12 protein-coding genes are annotated in these 19,655 nt (G+C 64.5%); 11 read left to right on the top strand and 1 reads right to left on the bottom strand.

Going from position 1 to position 19,655, the window contains the following annotated elements; genetic code table 11:
* Nucleotides 1-53: 53 nt before the first annotated feature.
* Nucleotides 54-1,664: a phosphoenolpyruvate carboxykinase gene (locus tag PZL22_RS18250; protein ID WP_003531997.1), complete on the bottom strand. Its 1,611-nt coding sequence runs from the start codon at nucleotides 1,662-1,664 to the stop codon at nucleotides 54-56.
* A gap of 341 nt (nucleotides 1,665-2,005) precedes the next feature.
* On the opposite strand from PZL22_RS18250, the gene chvI reads away from it, so the two are divergent.
* The 11 genes from chvI to addA all read left to right on the top strand — a co-directional run bounded on the left by chvI (nucleotide 2,006) and on the right by addA (nucleotide 19,653).
* On the top strand, nucleotides 2,006-2,728 hold the full coding sequence (gene chvI, locus PZL22_RS18245; protein WP_003531999.1) for a two-component system response regulator ChvI: 723 nt from the start codon (nucleotides 2,006-2,008) through the stop codon (nucleotides 2,726-2,728).
* 435 nt (nucleotides 2,729-3,163) lie between these two features.
* On the top strand, nucleotides 3,164-4,897 hold the full coding sequence (chvG, locus tag PZL22_RS18240; protein ID WP_215624660.1) for a two-component system sensor histidine kinase ChvG: 1,734 nt from the start codon (nucleotides 3,164-3,166) through the stop codon (nucleotides 4,895-4,897).
* Nucleotides 4,894-5,340: an HPr kinase/phosphorylase gene (locus PZL22_RS18235; protein ID WP_003532002.1), complete on the top strand. Its 447-nt coding sequence runs from the start codon at nucleotides 4,894-4,896 to the stop codon at nucleotides 5,338-5,340. The genes chvG and PZL22_RS18235 overlap by 4 nt, the downstream gene beginning before the upstream one ends.
* 280 nt (nucleotides 5,341-5,620) lie before the next feature.
* Complete coding sequence (locus tag PZL22_RS18230; RefSeq protein WP_003532013.1) at nucleotides 5,621-6,022, top strand: PTS sugar transporter subunit IIA; 402 nt, start codon at nucleotides 5,621-5,623, stop codon at nucleotides 6,020-6,022.
* The gene (locus PZL22_RS18225) at nucleotides 6,019-6,312 is read left to right on the top strand and encodes an HPr family phosphocarrier protein (RefSeq protein ID WP_013844956.1); all 294 of its coding nucleotides are present in this window, start codon (nucleotides 6,019-6,021) and stop codon (nucleotides 6,310-6,312) included. Before PZL22_RS18230 ends, PZL22_RS18225 begins: the two co-directional genes overlap by 4 nt.
* A gap of 156 nt (nucleotides 6,313-6,468) precedes the next feature.
* Nucleotides 6,469-7,869, top strand: coding sequence for an adenosylhomocysteinase (gene ahcY, locus PZL22_RS18220; RefSeq protein ID WP_284718526.1), 1,401 nt, complete (start codon nucleotides 6,469-6,471; stop codon nucleotides 7,867-7,869).
* Nucleotides 7,870-8,170: 301 nt separating this feature from the next.
* Nucleotides 8,171-10,651, top strand: coding sequence for a sensor histidine kinase (locus tag PZL22_RS18215; RefSeq protein ID WP_015008017.1), 2,481 nt, complete (start codon nucleotides 8,171-8,173; stop codon nucleotides 10,649-10,651).
* 9 nt (nucleotides 10,652-10,660) lie between these two features.
* Nucleotides 10,661-12,175, top strand: a complete 1,515-nt coding sequence (locus PZL22_RS18210) for a bifunctional tRNA (adenosine(37)-N6)-threonylcarbamoyltransferase complex ATPase subunit type 1 TsaE/phosphotransferase (protein ID WP_003532019.1) — start codon at nucleotides 10,661-10,663, stop codon at nucleotides 12,173-12,175.
* A 6-nt stretch (nucleotides 12,176-12,181) separates the two neighbouring features.
* Nucleotides 12,182-12,913, top strand: a complete 732-nt coding sequence (locus tag PZL22_RS18205) for a nucleotidyltransferase family protein (RefSeq protein WP_003532025.1) — start codon at nucleotides 12,182-12,184, stop codon at nucleotides 12,911-12,913.
* A 1-nt stretch (nucleotide 12,914) separates the two neighbouring features.
* Nucleotides 12,915-16,094, top strand: coding sequence for a double-strand break repair protein AddB (addB, locus tag PZL22_RS18200; protein WP_003532026.1), 3,180 nt, complete (start codon nucleotides 12,915-12,917; stop codon nucleotides 16,092-16,094).
* Nucleotides 16,084-19,653 carry a double-strand break repair helicase AddA gene (gene addA, locus PZL22_RS18195; RefSeq protein ID WP_015008015.1) on the top strand — a complete coding sequence of 1,190 codons (3,570 nt, stop codon included), beginning with the start codon at nucleotides 16,084-16,086 and terminating at the stop codon, nucleotides 19,651-19,653. The genes addB and addA overlap by 11 nt, the downstream gene beginning before the upstream one ends.
* Nucleotides 19,654-19,655: the final 2 nt, after the last annotated feature.

The raw sequence follows: 19,655 nt of genomic DNA, 5'->3' as shown, positions 1-19,655 counted from the left end.
AAAACCCGGCCGCAGGCAGCCGGGTTTCACGTGAATCATGGCAAGAGACCGGTTTATTCGGCGGCCACCCTCGCGCCCGGGGCTGCGTCGCGCACGCTGCCGTCGACGTGGCGCTCGAACTTGGCGAAGTTGGAGATGAACATGTCGACGAGGCGCCGTGCCTGGGTGTCATAAGCCACGCCATCCGCCCAGGTCGAGCGCGGGTCGAGAATGCCGGCCTCGACGCCCGGTACCGACACCGGCACCGCGAAGCCGAAATTCGCATCCGTGCGGAACGAGGCGTTGTTCAGCGAGCCGTCGAGCGCTGCCGAAAGAAGTGCGCGCGTCACCTTGATCGGCATGCGGCTTCCCGTGCCAAAGGCGCCGCCGGTCCAGCCGGTGTTGACGAGCCAGCAGGTGACGCCGTTCCTGGCGATGAGCTCCTTGAGAAGATTGCCGTACTCGGACGGATGGCGCGGCATGAAGGGTGCGCCGAAGCAGGTCGAGAAAGTCGCCTCCGGCTCCGTCACGCCCTTCTCGGTGCCGGCGACCTTGGCGGTGTAGCCGGAGAGGAAGTGATACATGGCCTGTTCCGGCGTCAGCTTGGCGATCGGCGGCAGAACCCCGAAGGCGTCCGCCGTCAGCATGATGATCGTGCGCGGCTGCGGCGCCGTGCCGGTCTTGCTGGCGTTCGGAATGAAGTGCAGCGGATAGGCGCAGCGGGTGTTCTCCGTCAGCGAGCCGTCGTCGAAGTCAGGAAGGCGCCGCTCGTCGAGGACGACGTTCTCCATCACGGTACCGAAGCGGCGCGTCGTCGCAAAGATCTCGGGCTCGGCCGCTTCCGAAAGGCGGATCGCCTTGGCATAGCAGCCGCCCTCGAAATTGAAGACGCCCTTTTCGCTCCAGCCGTGCTCGTCGTCACCGATCAGGGTACGGTTCGGATCGGCGGAGAGCGTCGTCTTGCCGGTGCCCGAGAGGCCGAAGAAGATCGCCGTGTCGCCGGCGGGCCCGACATTGGCCGAGCAGTGCATCGGCATCACCGACTTCTCGGGCAGCAGGTAATTGAGAACGGTGAAAACCGACTTCTTCATCTCGCCCGCATAGGACGTCCCGCCGATCAGCACGAGGCCGTTGGTCAGGTCGCAGGCGATGACCGTCTCGCTGCGGCAGCCGTGGCGTGCGGGATCGGCCTTGAAGCTCGGCAGGTCGATGATCGTGAGCTTCGGCTGAAAAGACGGAAGCGCCTCGCGCTCCGGGCGGATCAACAGATTGCGGATGAACAGCGAGTGCCAGGCGAACTCGGTGACGACGCGCGTCGGCAGCGCGTTCTCCGGGTCGGCACCGCCGACGAGGTCCTGGACATAGAGCGACATGCCCTTTGCATGCGCGAGCATGTCCCGACGAAGAACCTCGAAATGCTCCGGCGAAATCGCGCTGTTGTTGTCCCACCAGATCTGGTCGGCCGTGTTGGCGTCGCGCACGACATACTTGTCCTTGGGCGAGCGGCCCGTGTGCTGGCCGGTGCGGGCGCAAAGCGCGCCATGGGCCGTCAGTTCGGCTTCACCGCGAGCCAGGGCTTCTTCGTAAAGCTGCGCCGCCTCGAAGTTGTAGCGGACCACCGACAGGTCGGAAAATCCGATCGATTCCAGTCCGATAGAGGGATTGCGGCTGCCGAGCTCATCCATGGTCAAGCTTCCTTCGTGTTTGGCCATTGGCGTTGAATTTCGTCGGAACATACCGGCAAGGCTGACCCAAGACAAGATAGCCAATTCTAAAAGGACAATGAATTCAGTATATTAATCGATTTAAAGAAAAATATGCATTTTTTAATCGGTTGAATCGCAGCTTCCGGAAACCCACCTGCGAGGCCAATTGCGGGGAAACCGGATCAGGTGCTTTTGCACTTCGCCACAATTTGTTCCACCTTTATACTCAAGTAACGCGGCCGTGACTCGCGGTTGCCGCGATTCTTGCAACGTACCTCGAAGCGTCTCGGCAACCGGGCCTCGAAACGGAGTAGAATAAGATGCAGACCATCGCGCTTGTCGATGACGACCGCAACATCCTGACGTCCGTGTCCATCGCGCTGGAAGCCGAGGGCTACAAGGTCGAAACCTATACGGACGGCGCATCGGCGCTGGAGGGTCTGCTGGCGCGTCCGCCGCAGCTCGCTATCTTCGACATCAAGATGCCCCGCATGGACGGCATGGAGCTGTTGCGGCGGCTGAGACAGAAGTCCGACCTGCCCGTCATCTTTCTGACGTCCAAGGACGAGGAGATCGACGAGCTCTTCGGTCTGAAGATGGGCGCCGACGACTTCATCACCAAGCCCTTCTCACAGCGCCTCCTGGTGGAGCGCGTCAAGGCGATCCTGCGTCGCGCGGCCAACCGGGAGGCCGCGGCCGGGGGCACCGGACCGGCGAAGAATGCCGACACGCCTTCCCGCTCGCTCGAACGGGGACAGCTCGTCATGGACCAGGAGCGGCATACCTGCACCTGGAAGAACGAGTCCGTCACCCTGACCGTCACGGAGTTCCTCATCCTGCACGCACTGGCGCAGCGACCCGGCGTGGTGAAGAGCCGCGACGCGCTGATGGATGCCGCCTACGACGAACAGGTCTATGTGGACGACCGCACGATCGACAGCCACATCAAGCGGCTTCGCAAGAAGTTCAAGATGGTCGACAACGACTTCGACATGATCGAGACGCTCTACGGCGTCGGCTATCGCTTCCGCGAGACGGCCTGAGGGAGCGAGCCGGCGGATTGCGGATCACTCGTGGCCAGCGCCGTTGCGCCCGTGCCCCCCTTGCTGGATCATGATGTTTTTAGGTCGGGTCGACCTAAAAACATGAACGTGATCGACTAAGAAGTTAGCGGGATGCGGGCGGAAAACCGCACACAGTTTTCCTCATCCCGCTCTACTGCATGTTTCCTTTAATCGCATCCGATTAAAGGGCAAAAACATGCAGCAGATCAAAGTGCTACAGTGACCTTTGCGCGTCTAATAAGACGCGCGGCGCTGTAGCGCTTGCGCAGCAGCGCCGGCTGGCGTAGGGCATCGCGGGAACGGGCGAATGCGACAGGCGACGCGGGCAGTAGCGAACGTCGAATCGCGGGAGCGGGAGACTTGGTAGAAGTCTTGCAGGGCGATATCGAAGAAGCGGAAGGACGGGCATCGACGCTGCGCGGGCAGCGGCGATGGGCGCATCCCTTTACGCTGATCCGGCGCCTGTTCGGCAATGCGGTCTTCTCGAGCCTCACGCGGCGCATCGTCTTCTTCAACCTGGTGGCGCTCGTGGTCCTCGTCGGCGGGATCATGTATCTCAACCAGTTCCGGGAAGGTCTGATCGACGCCCGGGTGGAGAGCCTTCTGACGCAGGGGGAGATCATCGCCGGCGCCATCTCGGCCTCCGCCTCGGTGGACACCAATTCGATCACCATCGATCCGGAAAAGCTGCTCGAATTGCAGGCCGGTGAAAGCATCACACCGCTGCCGAGCGACGAAGACCTCGAATTCCCGATCATTCAGGAGCGCGTGGCGCCGGTCTTGAGAAGACTGATCTCGCCGACACGCACGCGCGCGCGCCTCTTCGACGCCGATGCCGACCTGCTGCTCGATTCGCGCCACCTCTATAGCGGCGGACAGGTGCTTCGTTTCGACCTGCCGCCGGTCGATCCGGAAAGTCCGAGCCTCGCCGATGAGTTCGGCACCTGGTTCAACCGGCTGCTGCAGCCGGGCGACCTGCCGCTCTACAAGGAGCCGCCGGGCGGCAACGGTTCGATCTATCCGGAGGTGATGAACGCTCTGACCGGCGTGCGCGGCGCCGTGGTGCGCGTGACCGAGAAGGGCGAGCTGATCGTTTCGGTGGCCGTTCCGGTACAGCGCTTCCGCGCGGTCCTCGGCGTGCTCCTCCTCTCCACCCAGGCCGGCGACATCGACAAGATCGTCCATGCGGAACGGTTGGCGATCATCCGCGTTTTCGGCGTGGCCGCACTGGTCAACGTCATCCTCTCGCTGCTTCTCTCGTCGACGATCGCCAACCCGCTGCGGCGGCTTTCGGCCGCGGCCATCCGCGTGCGCCGCGGCGGCGCCAAGGAACGGGAGGAGATCCCGGACTTCTCATCCCGCCAGGACGAAATCGGCAATCTTTCCGTGGCGCTCCGGGAGATGACGACGGCGCTCTACGACCGCATCGCGGCGATCGAGAATTTCGCCGCCGATGTGAGCCACGAACTCAAGAACCCGCTGACGTCGCTTCGCAGCGCGGTCGAAACCTTGCCGCTCGCGCGCAACGAGGAATCGAAGAAGCGGCTGATGGACGTCATCCAGCACGACGTGCGACGCCTCGACCGGCTGATCAGCGATATCTCCGACGCCTCGCGCCTGGATGCGGAGCTTGCCCGCGCCGACGCGAAGAAGGTCGACCTCGAAAAGCTGCTCGGCGACCTCGTCGAAATCTCACGCCAGATCCGGGGCAGCAAGAAACCGGTGCTGCTCGACTTCGTCGTCGACCGCAAGGACAATCCGCGCGCAAGCTTCATCGTCAGCGGCTACGAGCTGCGCATCGGCCAGATCATCACGAACCTGATCGAAAACGCCCGCTCCTTCGTCCCCGAGCAGAACGGCCGCATCGTCGTCCGGCTGACCCGGTCGCGATCGAGGTGCATCGTCTATGTCGAAGACAACGGCCCGGGCATCCAGGCGGAGGACATCGACCGTATCTTCGAGCGCTTCTACACAGACCGGCCGGAAGGCGAGGACTTCGGCCAGAACTCGGGACTCGGCCTTTCGATCTCGCGCCAGATCGCCGAGGCGCATGGCGGAACGCTCAGGGCCGAGAACATCGCCGGCAAGGACGGCCGCATCAGCGGCGCCCGCTTCGCTCTCTCGCTGCCCGCCGGACCGCACCCGTGAATGCGCCCTTCGTCAATGTCCACGGGACCGCGATCGTTCTCGGCACGACCGGGCTGCTGATCACAGGGCCTTCCGGCTCGGGCAAGTCGGCGCTCGCGCTTTCCTGTCTTTCGGAAGTGAGGCACCGGGGCCGCTTCGCCGCGCTCGTCGCGGACGACCGCGTCGATCTGACGCTCGAGAACGGGCGCATCGTCGCGCGCTGCCCTGCCGCCATTCGCGGGCTCATCGAAATCCGCGGATCCGGAATTGCGGAAGTCGATACCGTCTCCGCCTGTGTTCTCGATTGGGCGATCATGCCGGTCAGGGCGCCCTTCGATCCGCGTCTGCCGCCGGAGGAGGAGTTGCAGCTCGAGATCGGGCGAAATCTGCCGCTGTTGCGCCTCCCCGTTGAAGGGCCGCTGTCCCCGGTCGATGCGCTCGCCGCGCTTCTGCCCCAAATCTAGAGCGGGATGAGGAAAAGTGTTTGCGGTTTTCCGCCCGCATCCCGCGTCTCAACTTCTAGGAATCGATCACATTCATGTTTTTAGGTCGACCCCGACCTAAAAACATCGTGATCTAGGACTTTAGCCTTATCGGAAGGCAGTGCGGCTGCTTTTTCGGCATTTTTGGCTTGCACTTCGCCTTTTCCTTGCCAAGATGGCGCCCCCAACAGGTGGACGAAATTGCTGCATTGCGATATCTGGCCATCAACGAGTTGCATATGCAGTTGGAGCAAAGATACCCATGATCGGACTTGTGCTTGTCACTCATGGCAAGCTGGCGGATGAGTTTCGGCATGCTTTGGAGCATGTCGTCGGTCCGCAAAAAGCTATCGAGACCGTCTGCATAGGCCCCGAGGACGACATGGATCAGCGGCGTCAGGATATCCTCGATGCCGTCGAAAAGGCCAATGAAGGCGACGGCGTCATCATCCTGACGGACATGTTCGGCGGCACCCCCTCCAATCTCGCCATTTCCGTGATGCGCGGCGGCAGCGTCGAGGTCATCGCCGGCGTCAACCTGCCGATGCTGATCAAGCTCGCAGGCGTGCGCGGCGAAAGCGACATGGACAAGGCGCTGGTGGAAGCCTCCGAGGCGGGGCGCAAATACATCAACGTCGCCAGCCGGGTTCTGAGTGGAAAATGATGGACCACCGCCCCGACACGGCTCTGACGCGCGAACTGCTCATCGTCAACAAACGCGGCCTGCATGCGCGTGCCTCTGCGAAATTCGTGCAGACAGTCGAGACCTTCGACGCGGAGATCACCGTCTCCAAGGACGGCATGACCGTCGGCGGGACCTCGATCATGGGGCTGATGATGCTGGCGGCGAGCACCGGCTGCTCGGTCTTCGTCACCGCCAGCGGCGCTCAGGCCGAAGAAGCGCTCAACGCGCTGGATAGGCTGGTGCGCGACAGGTTCGGCGAAGAGATGTGACCGATATAAACATATAAAGACCTCTTTATATGTCGGTTGCCCTTCACGGGGTTTCCTGATAGACCGAAGGCACGCTGCCCGCGATCGCGGGAGGCACTGTCATGCCGCCAAACGGCCATGTGGCCGCGCGGCCCTAGGATCAGCCTGGAGAACTTCATGAGCGCAACTCAGGACTATATCGTCGCCGACATCGGGCTTGCCGACTTCGGCCGCAAGGAAATCGCCATCGCCGAAACGGAAATGCCGGGCCTGATGGCCTGCCGTGAGGAGTTCGGCGCATCGAAGCCGCTGAAGGGCGCCCGCATCACCGGCTCGCTCCACATGACCATCCAGACCGCCGTGCTGATCGAGACGCTGGTTGCTCTCGGCGCCGAGGTCCGTTGGGCGTCATGCAACATCTTCTCGACCCAGGACCACGCTGCCGCCGCCATTGCCGCGAGCGGCGTACCCGTCTTCGCCGTCAAGGGCGAGACGCTCGAGGAATACTGGACCTACACCGACAAGATCTTCCAATGGGCCGATGGCGGCGTCTCGAACATGATTCTCGACGACGGCGGCGACGCGACCATGTACATCCTGCTCGGCGCCCGCGCCGAGGCCGGCGAGAACATTCTGACGAATCCGGGCTCCGAAGAGGAAGAGATCCTTTTCGCGCAGATCAAGAAGCGCCTCGCCGCGACACCCGGCTGGTTCACCAGGCAGCGTGACGCGATCAAGGGCGTGACCGAAGAGACGACGACGGGCGTCAACCGCCTCTACCAGCTCCAGACCAAGGGCCTGCTGCCCTTCCCGGCGATCAACGTCAACGACAGCGTCACCAAGTCGAAGTTCGACAACAAGTACGGCTGCAAGGAATCGCTCGTCGACGGCATCCGCCGCGGCACCGATGTGATGATGGCCGGCAAGGTCGCGGTGGTCTGCGGCTACGGCGACGTCGGCAAGGGCTCGGCGGCTTCGCTCAGCGGCGCCGGCGCACGCGTCAAGGTCACGGAAGTCGACCCGATCTGCGCCCTCCAGGCGGCCATGGACGGCTATGAAGTCGTCCAGCTCGAAGACGTGGTATCCTCCGCCGACATCTTCATCACCACCACCGGCAACAAGGACGTCATCCGCATCGAGCACATGCGCGCGATGAAGGACATGGCGATCGTCGGCAATATCGGCCATTTCGACAACGAGATTCAGGTCTCGGCGCTTCGGAACCTGAAGTGGACGAACGTCAAGCCGCAGGTCGACCTGATCGAGTTCCCGAAGGGCAACCGCATCATCCTGCTTTCGGAAGGCCGCCTGCTCAACCTCGGCAACGCCACCGGGCATCCGTCCTTCGTCATGTCGGCATCCTTCTCCAACCAGGTTCTGGCGCAGATCGAGCTCTTCACCAAGGGCGAGCAGTACAAGAACGAGGTTTACGTGCTGCCGAAGCAGCTCGACGAGAAGGTGGCGCGCCTGCATCTCGCCAAGCTCGGCGCCAAGCTGACCGAGCTCTCGGAGGAACAGGCCTCCTATATTGGCGTCAAGCAGCAGGGTCCGTTCAAGGCCGAACACTACCGGTACTAATCCTTACCCGGGCAATCCACAACATCTTGTGGCCGCGATCTTGACAAGAGATCGCGGCCGCTTTTTTGGGCCTCGCACTTTCAGCCGAATCGTCAAAGAAGTATGTTTAGCTTATCGATTCGTTATGCCAGCGCGGTCTTTCCGGGCTGGCGCGGTCGAAATGGGATGTCTTGTCGGACAGGCGGCAAACAGACGGAGACAGACCGGAGATGCAATCGGAACTGACAGGAGCCCTTGAACGGGCTCCGGCGCGCGGGGGCGCAAGGTCGCCGGCACTTTCCGGACGAACGGGGACGGCGCCGTGAAAACACATGAAACCATGTCTTCTGCAGGACGGCTGGGGGCGCCGAGACTGATCAAGCGGCTCCTTGCAGGAACGGTACTGCTTGCGGCAAGCGATGCCGCAGCCCAGGCCACCGATCCCGGCAGAAGCATATTCGGCACCTCCGAGGTCGTGACGTTCTCCGTCCTGATCGGCGTTATTTCCGCCGCCATGATTTCGGCGATCTGGCTCATCCGCCAGCGCGGCAACATCGAGGCCGAGAACCGCGAGCTTCGTTCCAATCTATCCGACGCGAACCAGCGCATTTCCCGGTTCCAGGCTCTCATCGCCGACAAGAACAGGCGCATCGTGATCTGGGACGGGCTAGCGGAGCGCCCGGAATTCCTCGGTCAGCTTCCGGCCGAAACCGGCGCGCCGCAGGACGACCGGGACTTTCTCGCCTTCGGCCGCTGGATCAAGCCACAATCGGCAGGCCAGCTCGAAAAGGCGATCGAGGCCCTGCGTGCCCAGGCGCAGAGCTTCGATCTCGTACTCGAAACCCAGCGCAACGAGGTACTCGAGGCCCAGGGCCGGGTATCCGGCGGGCGGGCCTTCGTGCGCTTCATCGCGCTCAACAATCTCAGGGCCGAACTCGCCGAGCTGAAGCTCGAGCGCGACCAGCTGCATTCTTCGCTTTCGACGTTCCGCACGCTGCTCGACGCGGTCGATCTTCCCGCTTGGCAGCGCGGAGGAGACGGCAGGCTCGAATGGGTCAATGCGGCCTATGCCAATGCGGTCGAAACCCAGAGCGCGAGCACGGCCGTCGCCGAAGAGCGCGAGCTGCTTGCGACCACGGCCCGCGAGCGTATCCGGGCGGTCTCGACGCTCCAGACGCCTTTCCGCGACAAGGTTTCGACGGTGGTCAGGGGCAACCGGACGTTCTTCGACGTCGTGGACGCCCGCACGCCCGCCGGCTCCGCCGGAATCGCAATCGACGTCTCCGGCATCGAGGCGGTGCGCGAGGAGCTGGCGCGGACGCTCAAGAGCCATGCCGAGACGCTCGAACACCTGGCAACGCCGGTGGCAATCTTCGACGGCAATCAGCGGCTGCAGTTCTACAATCAGGCCTTCCAGCGGCTTTGGGATCTCGACATGGGATTCCTCGAGCGCAAGCCCGACAACGGCGAGGTGCTCGATCGGCTGCGTGCCGGCGGCAAGCTGCCGGAGCAGCTCAACTGGAAGCAATGGAAGACGAGTGCGCTCTCCGTCTATCAGGCGATCGATACGCAGTCCGATCTCTGGCACCTGCCGAACGGCCAGACGCTCCGCGTTTTCGCCACCGCGCGGCCGCAGGGCGGCGCCACCTGGGTGTTCGAGAACCTGACGGAACGGGTCGATCTCGAAACGCGCTACAACACGCTGGTCCAAGTCCAGGGCGAAACGATCGACCATCTCGCCGAGGGCGTCGCCGTTTTCGGCCCCGACGGCCGCATCCGGCTCTCCAACCCGGCCTTCCGGGCGATCTGGGGCATCAGCGAGACCGAGGCGCAGCCGGGCACCCATATCCGCGCGATCGAGCAGGCTTGCCTCGCCTCCTACGACCAGCCCGACGGCTGGAAGCGCTTCGCCCATATCATCACCAGCTTCGACGACGAGCGGCCGTCGAGCCGCGGCATTCTGGAGCTGCGCACCGGCCTCATCCTCGACTACGCGGTCATTCCGCTGCCCAATGCCCAGACGATGCTGACCTTCGTCAACATCACCGACAGCGTCCGCGTCGAGCGCGCACTCACCGAGAAGAACGAGGCGCTGCGCAAGGCGGATGCGCTGAAGAACGATTTCGTGCACCACGTCTCCTACGAGCTGCGCTCGCCGCTGACCAACATCATCGGTTTTGCCGACCTTCTGAAAACGCCGGTCTTCGGCGAGCTCAACGAGCGCCAGGCCGAATATGTCGACCACATCGCCACCTCCTCGTCGCTGCTGCTGACGATCGTCAACGACATCCTCGATCTTGCAACCGTCGATGCCGGCATCGTCGAGCTCGAACTCTCGGAAGTGAATATCATCGACCTGATCGACGACGTGACGCAGCAGATGGGCGACCGGCTGATCGAGAGCGGCGTGTCGCTTCGAACCGATGCACCCGACAATCTCGGCCGCATCACCGCGGACCAGCAGCGGCTGAAGCAGATCTTCATAAAGCTTCTCACCAATGCGGCGAATTTCGCGCCGGACGGGAGCACGATCGAGCTCAAATGCTGGCGCGAGGGGAGCGACTTCGCCTTCTCCGTCACCGACACCGGACCGGGCATCCCGCAGGACGTTCTCAACACCGTGTTCAACCGCTTCGAAAGCTACGGCCAGCGCGGCGGCGCGGGTCTGGGCCTGTCCATTGTGGAGAGCTTCGTCAGCCTTCACCACGGCAATGTTTCGATCCGCAGCAAGGAGGGTGAAGGTACGGCAGTAACCTGCCGCATTCCCTCCGCCGAAGCGCCGAAGGTCATCGCGGCGGAATAGATGAACTAGATGAAATCTCTCGAACGTCTGCTGAAGGACGAGGCCGCCACCATCGAATTCGGCGAAGATCTCGCATTGGCGCTGAAGGCCGGCGAATGCGTCGCGCTCTCGGGCGATCTCGGCGCGGGAAAGTCGACCTTCGCAAGAGCCTTCATCCGGGCAATGGCCGACGACGAGACGCTCGAGGTGCCGAGCCCAACCTTCACCCTGGTTCAAAGCTACGACCTCAGGATCCCGGTCGCTCATTTCGATCTCTACCGGCTCGCGGACGCATCCGAGCTTGACGAGCTCGGTTTCGACGAGGCGCTCGCCGACGGCATCTGTCTCGTCGAATGGCCGGAGAAGGCCGAGGAGGCGCTTCCGGCCGACCGGATCACGCTCACCTTCTCGCATGAAGACGACGGGCGGCGCATTCACCTGACGGCTCCGGACGCGGCTTTCGAACGAATCACCCGCTCGCTTGCCATTCGCAAGTTCCTTATCGATGCAGCCCATCCCGACGCCCGTCGGCGCCACCTGAGCGGCGATGCTTCGATCAGGGCCTATGAACGCATCGACACCCAGGATGGTGCGCCGGCGAAGATTCTCATGGATGCGCCGAGACACAAGCCGGGACCTATCCTCCAGGACGGCAAGTATTACCAGCAGCTCGCCCATATCGCAGAGGACGTCGTCCCATTCGTCGCGATCTCGCAACTCCTGCGCAAACGCGGTTTCGCGGCACCGGCGATCTACGCGTGCGACCTCGACCAGGGTCTGCTGCTCATCGAAAATCTTGGATCCGAAGGCATCCTCGACACCGATGGCCGCCCCGTCGCGGAGCGCTACATCGAAGGCGCGCGGCTTCTCGCCCGGCTGCATGCCCAGCCCGCGGAGCGCGACATCGCGATCGCTGAAGGGGTCGTACACAGCATCCCCGATTTCGACCGGACGGCGATCAGGATCGAAACCAGTCTGCTCGTCGACTGGTATCTCCCGTGGAAACGGGGGCGGCCTGCCTCGGACGATGAGCGGCGGGAATACTTCGCCGTATGGGATGGACTGATCGACGTTCTCGCCTCCGCGGAGAAGAACCTTCTTCTGCGCGATTTCCACTCGCCGAACATTCTCTGGCGTCAGGACCGCGCCGGCTTCGACCGCATCGGCATCATCGACTTCCAGGACGCGATGATCGGGCCGACGGCCTATGACGTGGCCTCGCTGGTGCAGGATGCGCGCGTGACGATCGAGCCCGATCTCGCCAAGCGGATGATGACTGCCTACATCTCCGAGCGCCGGGAGTTGGGTCCCTTCGACGAGGCAACCTTCCGGCGCGACTGGCATCTGATGGCCGCTCAGCGCAACTGCAAGCTCGCCGGCATTTGGGTGCGGCTAAAGGAGCGCGACGGCAAGCCCGGCTACATGAAGCACATGCCGCGCACCTTCGCCTATCTCGAGCATGCGCTCTCCCATCAGGTGCTGACACCCTTGCGCGAATGGTGCATTAAGGCTGGAATCCTCGCTCCCGAATCAGCGAACCGTTAGGATACGATGCCCATCACCAATGCCATGGTGCTTGCGGCCGGACTGGGCACCCGCCTGCGGCCGGTCACCGACACGCTGCCGAAGCCGCTGGTCAGGATAGCCGGCAAGCCGATGATCGACTATGTGCTGGATCTGCTCGCCGCCGCGGGTGTGACCAGGGCCGTTGTGAACGTCCATCATTTCGCCGGCCAGATGGAGGAGCACCTCGGCCGGCGGGAGGCGCCGCATATTCTGATTTCGGACGAGCGGGACGCGCTGATGAATTCCGGCGGCGGGCTCGCGAAGGGCCTGAAACTGCTCGATGGCGGGCCCGTCCTCGTGATGAATGCCGACCTCTTCTGGATCGGCGAAAAACCGCGGCAACCGTGCAACCTGAAAAAGCTTGCCGAGTTCTTCGATCCGGAGCGCATGGACATGGCGCTGCTCTGCGTGCGTCTCGAGGACACGACCGGGCACAACGGCAAACGGGATTTCTCGCTATCGGAAGACGGCCGGCTCACGCGTTATGAAGAAGGCATGGAACATCCCGTCGTCTATGCCGGCGCGATCGCCATGGACGCAGCGCTGCTTGCCGATGCGCCGGACGAGGCATTCAACCTCAACATCTATTTCGACCGGGCGATCGCCAGGGGACGCCTTTTCGGTCTGATGCTCGAAGGGCACTGGATCACCGTCGGCTCGCCGGAAGCGATAGCGGAGGCCGAGGCTGCGATCCGCCGCTTCCGGCCGGAGGGATGAGGTGCCCGGACATCCGAACGTCTTCACGATTCCAGCCGGCCTGCCCTTTCTGAGGACGGTCGCGGAAAGGCTCTGCAATGGCGAGCTGACCCCTGGCTTCCGCTACGATCCGGCGCAGCCGCTGGCACTGGCCGGTGTTACGATCTTCGTGCCGACCCGGCGCTCCGCCCGCGTGCTGCGTTCGGAATTCGTCGATCTGCTCGGCGGCCGTTCGGCGATCCTGCCGATGATCCGGGCGCTCGGCGAGACCGACGACGACAGCGGCTTCTTCGACGCCGAGGTGCCGGCGATCCTCGACCTCGCGCCGCCGCTTTCCGGAACGGCACGGCTCATCGAACTCGGCCGCCTCATTCTCGCCTGGCGAAACCGCCTGCCGCAGGTGGTCCTCGACATCCACGCGGAAAGCCCGCTGATCGCTCCGGCAAGCCCTGCCGATGCCATCTGGCTCGCGCGGAACCTCGCCGAACTCATCGATGCGATCGAGACCGAGGAACTCGACTGGGATGCCCTCGACGGGCTCGACGGGGGCGAACATGCGCTCTGGTGGCAACTGACGCTCGCCTTCCTCAAGATCGCCCGCACCTATTGGCCGGAGCGGCTGACCGAACTCAAGCACTCCTCGCCCGCACGCCACCGCAATGCAGTGCTGAAGGCCGAGACCCAGCGTATCGCCGCCGGCAAAGTGAGCGGACCGATCATCATCGCCGGTTCGACCGGTTCGATCCCGGCGACGGCCGCACTGATCGCCGCGGTCAAGGCGCTGCCGAACGGTACGATCGTGCTCCCCGGCCTCGACGGATCGATGAGCGATGCGGAGTGGCGGCTGATCGCGGGAGAGACGTCCGGCTCCGGCACTTCTGCAAGGAACCCGGCAAGCCGCACCCACCCGCAATATGGATTTCACCGTCTGCTCAAGCGCATGGGCATCGAACGCGGGGACGTGCCCGCCCTCGCGAGCGCTGCCGATGATCTCGACTATCGCAGCGCGGTCCTTTCGCGGGCGCTGTTACCGGCCGACGCGACTGACGTCTGGATGGAAGCCCGCCGGAGCTTCGATGCGGAAAGACTCCTCTCCGCCTTTGCGGATGTGGCGCTGATCGAAGCGGCGAACGAACGCGAAGAGGCAACCGCCATCGCGATCGCGCTTCGGCTCGCGCTCGAAGCCGACGAGGAGAGCCAGGCGGCGCTCATCACCCCCGATCGAGGCCTTGCGCGTCGGGTCGGCACCGAGCTTGCCCGCTTCGGTATAGAGGCGGACGATTCCGCCGGCATTCCGCTCTCGGCGACGCCGGCGGGCGCACTTGCCCGGCTGCTGCTGGAGGCAACGCTCAGGCCGGACGACCCGGTCGCCCTGGTCGCACTCCTCAAGCATCCGCTGGCGCGCTTCGGCCAGACGGCGGACGATGCGCGCCGAGCTGCGGACGTGCTGGAGCTCGCGGCCCTGCGCGGCGGCACCGATGCGGCCGACATTTCGGCCTTGGAAGCGGTCCTCGACAAGGCGCTCGACAGGCAGAAGACCGACCGGCACCCGCCGCCTTGGAGAGCGGGTATCGGCCCGGACGATATCGCCATGGCGCGCGCACTCGCACGCCGGATAGCCTCGGCGGTCGGCCCCCTGTCCAGCACTCTCTCTGCCGATCCGCAAACCGGCCGTCACCGCTCGACCGTGCTGCCCCTTTCGGATTGGGCGGAGCGTACGGGGCGCGCTCTGGAGGCGGCCGCCATCGGAGAGCAAGGCAATCTCGGCGCCCTCTGGGCTTCGGAAGCCGGCGAAATATTGGCGACGCTCCTCAGGGGCATCATCGAAACCGATGGCCAGATGGAGGCCGACGGGCCGCAATGGTGCGACATTCTCGAGGCGCTTGCCGCAAGCGAAGCCGTCAAGCCGCGGTCGATGCGCCATCCCCGCGTCTTCATTTTCGGAGCGCTCGAGTCGCGCCTGCAAAGCGTGGACCTCGTGGTGCTCGGCGGCATGAACGAGGGCACCTGGCCCGGGCAGACGTCGAACGATCCGTTCCTTTCGCGAACGATGAAGGCGGGTATCGGTCTGGAGCCGCCGGAGCGGCGGATCGGCCAGCTCGCGCATGATTTCCAGATGGCCTGCGGCACCCGCCGGCTGATCCTTTCGCGCTCCATGCGTCAGGGATCCGCGCCGACGGTGGCTTCCCGATGGCTGCAGCGCCTTCAGGCGCTCGGCGGCGAGAGGCTGACGGCGCTGCTCAAGGCAAATGGCGCCGACTATCTCCACTGGATGCGCATTCTCGACCAAGGCGAGCGTCAGCCGTTGTCGGAGCGGCCGGAACCCAAGCCTCCCGCGGAGCTGCAGCCCCGAAAATATTCCTTCAGCGAAGTGACGCGGCTGCGCCGCGATCCCTATGCCGTCTACGCGAGGCGCATTCTCCGGCTGGAACCGATCCAACCGTTCAACCGCGACCCGGGTGCGGCCGAACGCGGCCTGCTCTATCACCGGATCGTCGATCGATTCGTGAAGGGCGGCTTCGACCCGGCGGCGCGCGAGGGCGAGGAAGCGATGATCCGGCTCACCGACGAGGCCTTCGACGAGGAGAAACTGCCTGCGCATATCGACACCATCTGGCGGCCACGCTTCCAGGCGGTCGGAAGGGCGTTCCTCGAATGGGAACGGGAGCGCCGGCACGGCATTGTGAAATCGTTCACCGAGGTACCGGCGGCAATGGATCTCGGCATCGGCGATATCCGGCTGACCGGCATCGCCGATCGTCTGGATCGCCTGGCGGACGGAACGATCGACATCATCGACTACAAGACCGGATCGAGCCCCTCGCCCAAAGAGGCACGGGCGCTTCTCGACCCGCAGCTGGCGCTCGAGGCGGCGGCGCTCAGGGCCGGGGCATTCCGTGTGATCGGGCCGGCTCAGCCGCACTCGCTGCGCTATGTCCGGCTGAAGCCGGGGAGCCGATTTGCCGTCGACACTGTCAACAACGAGGGCGCCCGTTCGAAGGAGACGAAATCCACCGGACAACTGGCGGACGAGTCGCTCGCCGAGCTCCGCAAGCTGCTTTCCGCGCTTATGAGCGGCAAGTTCGGCTTCGCCTCGCGCCTGATCGTTCAGAAACAACGCGACTACGGCGGGGAATACGATCATCTGGCGCGCGTCGCCGAATGGGCGACCGCAGATGGCGAGGACGACGATGAGGAGTGATGCGACAGGCCCGGAGGAGAGAAGCCCCGAGGGGTGGCTCGACTGGACGACGCAACGGCAGGCGCTCGCCTCCGATCCCGCGCGTTCCGCCTGGGTTTCCGCCAATGCCGGCTCCGGCAAGACGCATGTGCTCACGCAGCGCGTCATCCGGCTTCTGCTTGCGGGTTGCCGGCCGTCCGCCATCCTCTGCCTGACCTACACGAAGGCGGCCGCCTCCGAGATGTCGAACCGCGTGTTCGAGAAACTCGCCGAATGGGCGACCCTCGACGATACCACGCTGGAAAAGCGCATCGAGGCGATCGAAGGCAAGCGGCCGCCCACGGCCAAGATCCAGGAGGCCCGCCGGCTGTTCGCGCGCGCCCTGGAAACCCCGGGCGGGCTGAAAATCCAGACGATTCATGCCTTCTGCGAGGCGCTTCTGCACCAGTTCCCGCTCGAGGCCAATGTCGCAGGGCATTTCTCCGTTCTCGACGACCGCGCAGCGGCGGTGCTGCTCGCCGATGCCCGCAGGGCTCTCTTGACCGCCACGGCAGCAGCGAGCGACGGGGAACTGGCGGAGGCCTTCGCCACGGTCCTCGATCTTGCCGACGATACCGGGCTTGAAAAACTGCTTGCGGCGATCGTCGCCAACCGGGCGCCGATCCAGGCCTTTCTCGACCACGCCTCCGGACGCGGCAGTATGGAAGCGCATCTGCGGGCAGCGCTCGGCCTCGAACCCGGCGAGACCGCCGGGACGGTCATGGCCGCGGTCTGGCCGCTGGCGGGGCTAAATGGCCCGGCACTCGATGACTATATCGACCTTGGATTGCGCCTCGGCGGCGCGAAGCCCTCTGCCATCGCAGACGGCTTGCGGGCCGTCCGCGCGATCGAGGACGCCGCCACCCGCTATGCCAAACTTGTGGAACTCTTCTTCAACGGCGGCGGCAAGCCGAAGGCGGAATCGGCCTTTCTGAACGCCGCCATGCGCCGTGCAGCGCCGCAGCTCGAACTCAGGGTCGAAGAGGCGCGCAGCCATATGCTCGCCTGCGTGGACCGCCTGAGCATCGTCCAGATGTACGGGGCGACCCGCGCCGCCCTCATTCTCGCCGAGAGGCTCAACCGCGACTACGAAGCGCTCAAGAAGGCACGCAGCCAGCTCGATTTCGAGGATCTCATCAACCGCACGGCGGCACTGCTTGCCCGAAGCGACGTCGGTGCCTGGGTGCACTACAAGCTGGATCAGGGGATCGACCATATCCTCGTCGACGAGGCGCAGGATACGAGTCCCGCTCAGTGGACGATAATCCAGTCGCTCGCGGCGGATTTCTTTGCCGGCGAAACGGCGCGTGCGGACGACCGCACGATCTTCGCCGTCGGCGACGAGAAGCAGTCGATCTATTCCTTCCAGGGAGCCCGGCCGGAGCGCTTTTCGCGTGAGAGCACGTTGACGGAGCGGCGGGTGCGCGCGGGCAACAAGCACTTCAGCCCCATCCGCCTGCAGCTTTCCTTCCGCTCGACGGTGGACGTGCTCTCCGCCGTCGATACGGTCTTTGCAAATTCCGGGAATGCGAGAGGCCTGAGCGCCCGGAGCGAGGCGATCGTGCACGCCTCGAACAGGATCGGCCAGCCCGGTGCCGTCGACCTCTGGGATGTGATCGCGCCCGAGCCGGCGGCTTCGGAAGAGGATTGGACCGCTCCTTTCGACGCGACGCCCGAGCGCGCGCCGGTCAACATCCTCGCCCGGCGCATTGCAGCGGTCCTCGAAGATTGGATCGGCCGGGAGACGGTGATCGAAAAAGGCGTGCGCCGAGCGATGCGGCCCGGCGACGTCATCGTGCTGGTCCGCAAACGCGACGCCTTCGTCAACGCCCTGACGCGCGCCCTCAAGCGGCGGGGCAATATCCCGGTCGCCGGCGCGGACCGCCTGGTTCTGACCAGCCATATCGCCGTGCAGGACCTGATCGCGCTCGGCCGGTTCGTGCTTCTGCCCGAGGACGACCTGTCGCTCGCGGCACTGCTGAAGAGCCCGCTCCTCGATCTTGGCGAGGAGGATGTCTTCGAACTCGCCGCCCGGCGGACCGAGGGCGAAAGTCTCTGGCGGCGGCTGCGGCAGGCGGGCGCGGAGGAGACGAGCCGTTATCATGAAGCGGTCCGCACGCTTTCGCGCTATTCCGGCCTGGCGCGGGAACTGCTGCCGCACGATTTCTATGCCCGTGTCCTGGGCGCCGATGGCGGACGGCGTGCCTTCCTGGCGCGCCTCGGCAGCGAAGTCAGTGATATTCTCGACGAATTCCTCACCTTCGCTCTCGATCATGAAAGGAACGGTCTGCCGGGCCTGCAGGCTTTCATCTCGACGCTGGAGATCGAAGCGCCGACGGTCAAGCGCGAACAGGACAAGGAACGCGACGAGGTCCGCGTGATGACCGTACATGCCGCAAAGGGCCTCGAGGCGCCGGTCGTCTTCCTGGTCGACGGCGGCGGCGAGGCCTTCGTTCGCCAGCAGGTCTCGGACCTGCGCTTCCTGGAGAAAGCGCAGGCCGATCATTCCACGCTCACGGTCCCGGTCTGGCGCGCGCCGGGCTCGGCGCCGAACTCGCTCATCGCCGCCGACAACGAGCGGCTGAAGAAGCTCGCCGAGGAGGAATACCGCCGGCTCCTCTATGTCGGCATGACGCGCGCAGCCGACCGCCTGATCGTCTGCGGCTATCGCGGGCAGCGCCAGAACACCGACACCTGGCATTCGATGGTGCAGGGGACGCTGGCACAGGACCTCAAAGGCCGCGGAACGCCGAGGCTTTTCCGCGCCGGAAGCGAGGAGTGGCAGGGGACAGCCTGGCGCGAAGCGCATGTGCCGCGCGACCTCCCGACATCCGAAGGCCGCTCCGAAGAATCGCAACGGCCGACAGCCGGCCTGCCGACGGCGCTTTTCACGCCTCCGGCCGCGCCGCGGCGGCTGCCCCGGCCTCTTGCCCCGTCCGGAACGACCATCGCAATCGACGATCCCGACGCCGAAGCGATCGTCGGCTCGGCCCTCTTCGCCGGCAAGAGCGCGCCGAAATTCTCGATGCTGCGGGGCGCGATCCTGCACCGGTTGCTGCAGGTTCTTCCGTCGGTCGACCCCCGCGAACGTCTGGCCGCGGCGGAGCGCTATCTCGCCCGCTCCGTGCCACGCTGGCCCGAAGCCGAACGGCGCGCACTCGCCGGGACCGTGATGGACGTGCTCGACCATGCGGATCTGCAACCGCTTTTCGGCGAGCACAGCCGGGCGGAGGTCTCCGTGATGGGGACCCTGAAGCTTGGGGTCCGCGATTTCGCCGTATCGGGACGGATCGACCGTCTGGCCGTCACCGGCGACATGGTGACGATCGCCGATTACAAGACCAACCGCGAAATCCCTGAGACGCCCGAAGAGATAGCGCCGGTCTACAGAAATCAGCTTGCGATCTATCGCGAACTCCTGAAACCTCTTTACCCCGGCAAGCGTTTCCGATGCGTGCTGATCTTCACGGAAGGGCCCGCGATCCGGGTGCTTCCCGAGCCGATGCTGGACAGGAGTCTTGAAGAGCTCGCGACAAAGTGAGA

Origin of the sequence: Ensifer meliloti, from assembly GCF_030064585.1 — a bacterium.
Classification (GTDB): domain Bacteria; phylum Pseudomonadota; class Alphaproteobacteria; order Rhizobiales; family Rhizobiaceae; genus Sinorhizobium; species Sinorhizobium meliloti.
Note: the sequence above shows the minus strand (reverse complement) of the source record. Positions and strands in the feature narration are given on the sequence as shown.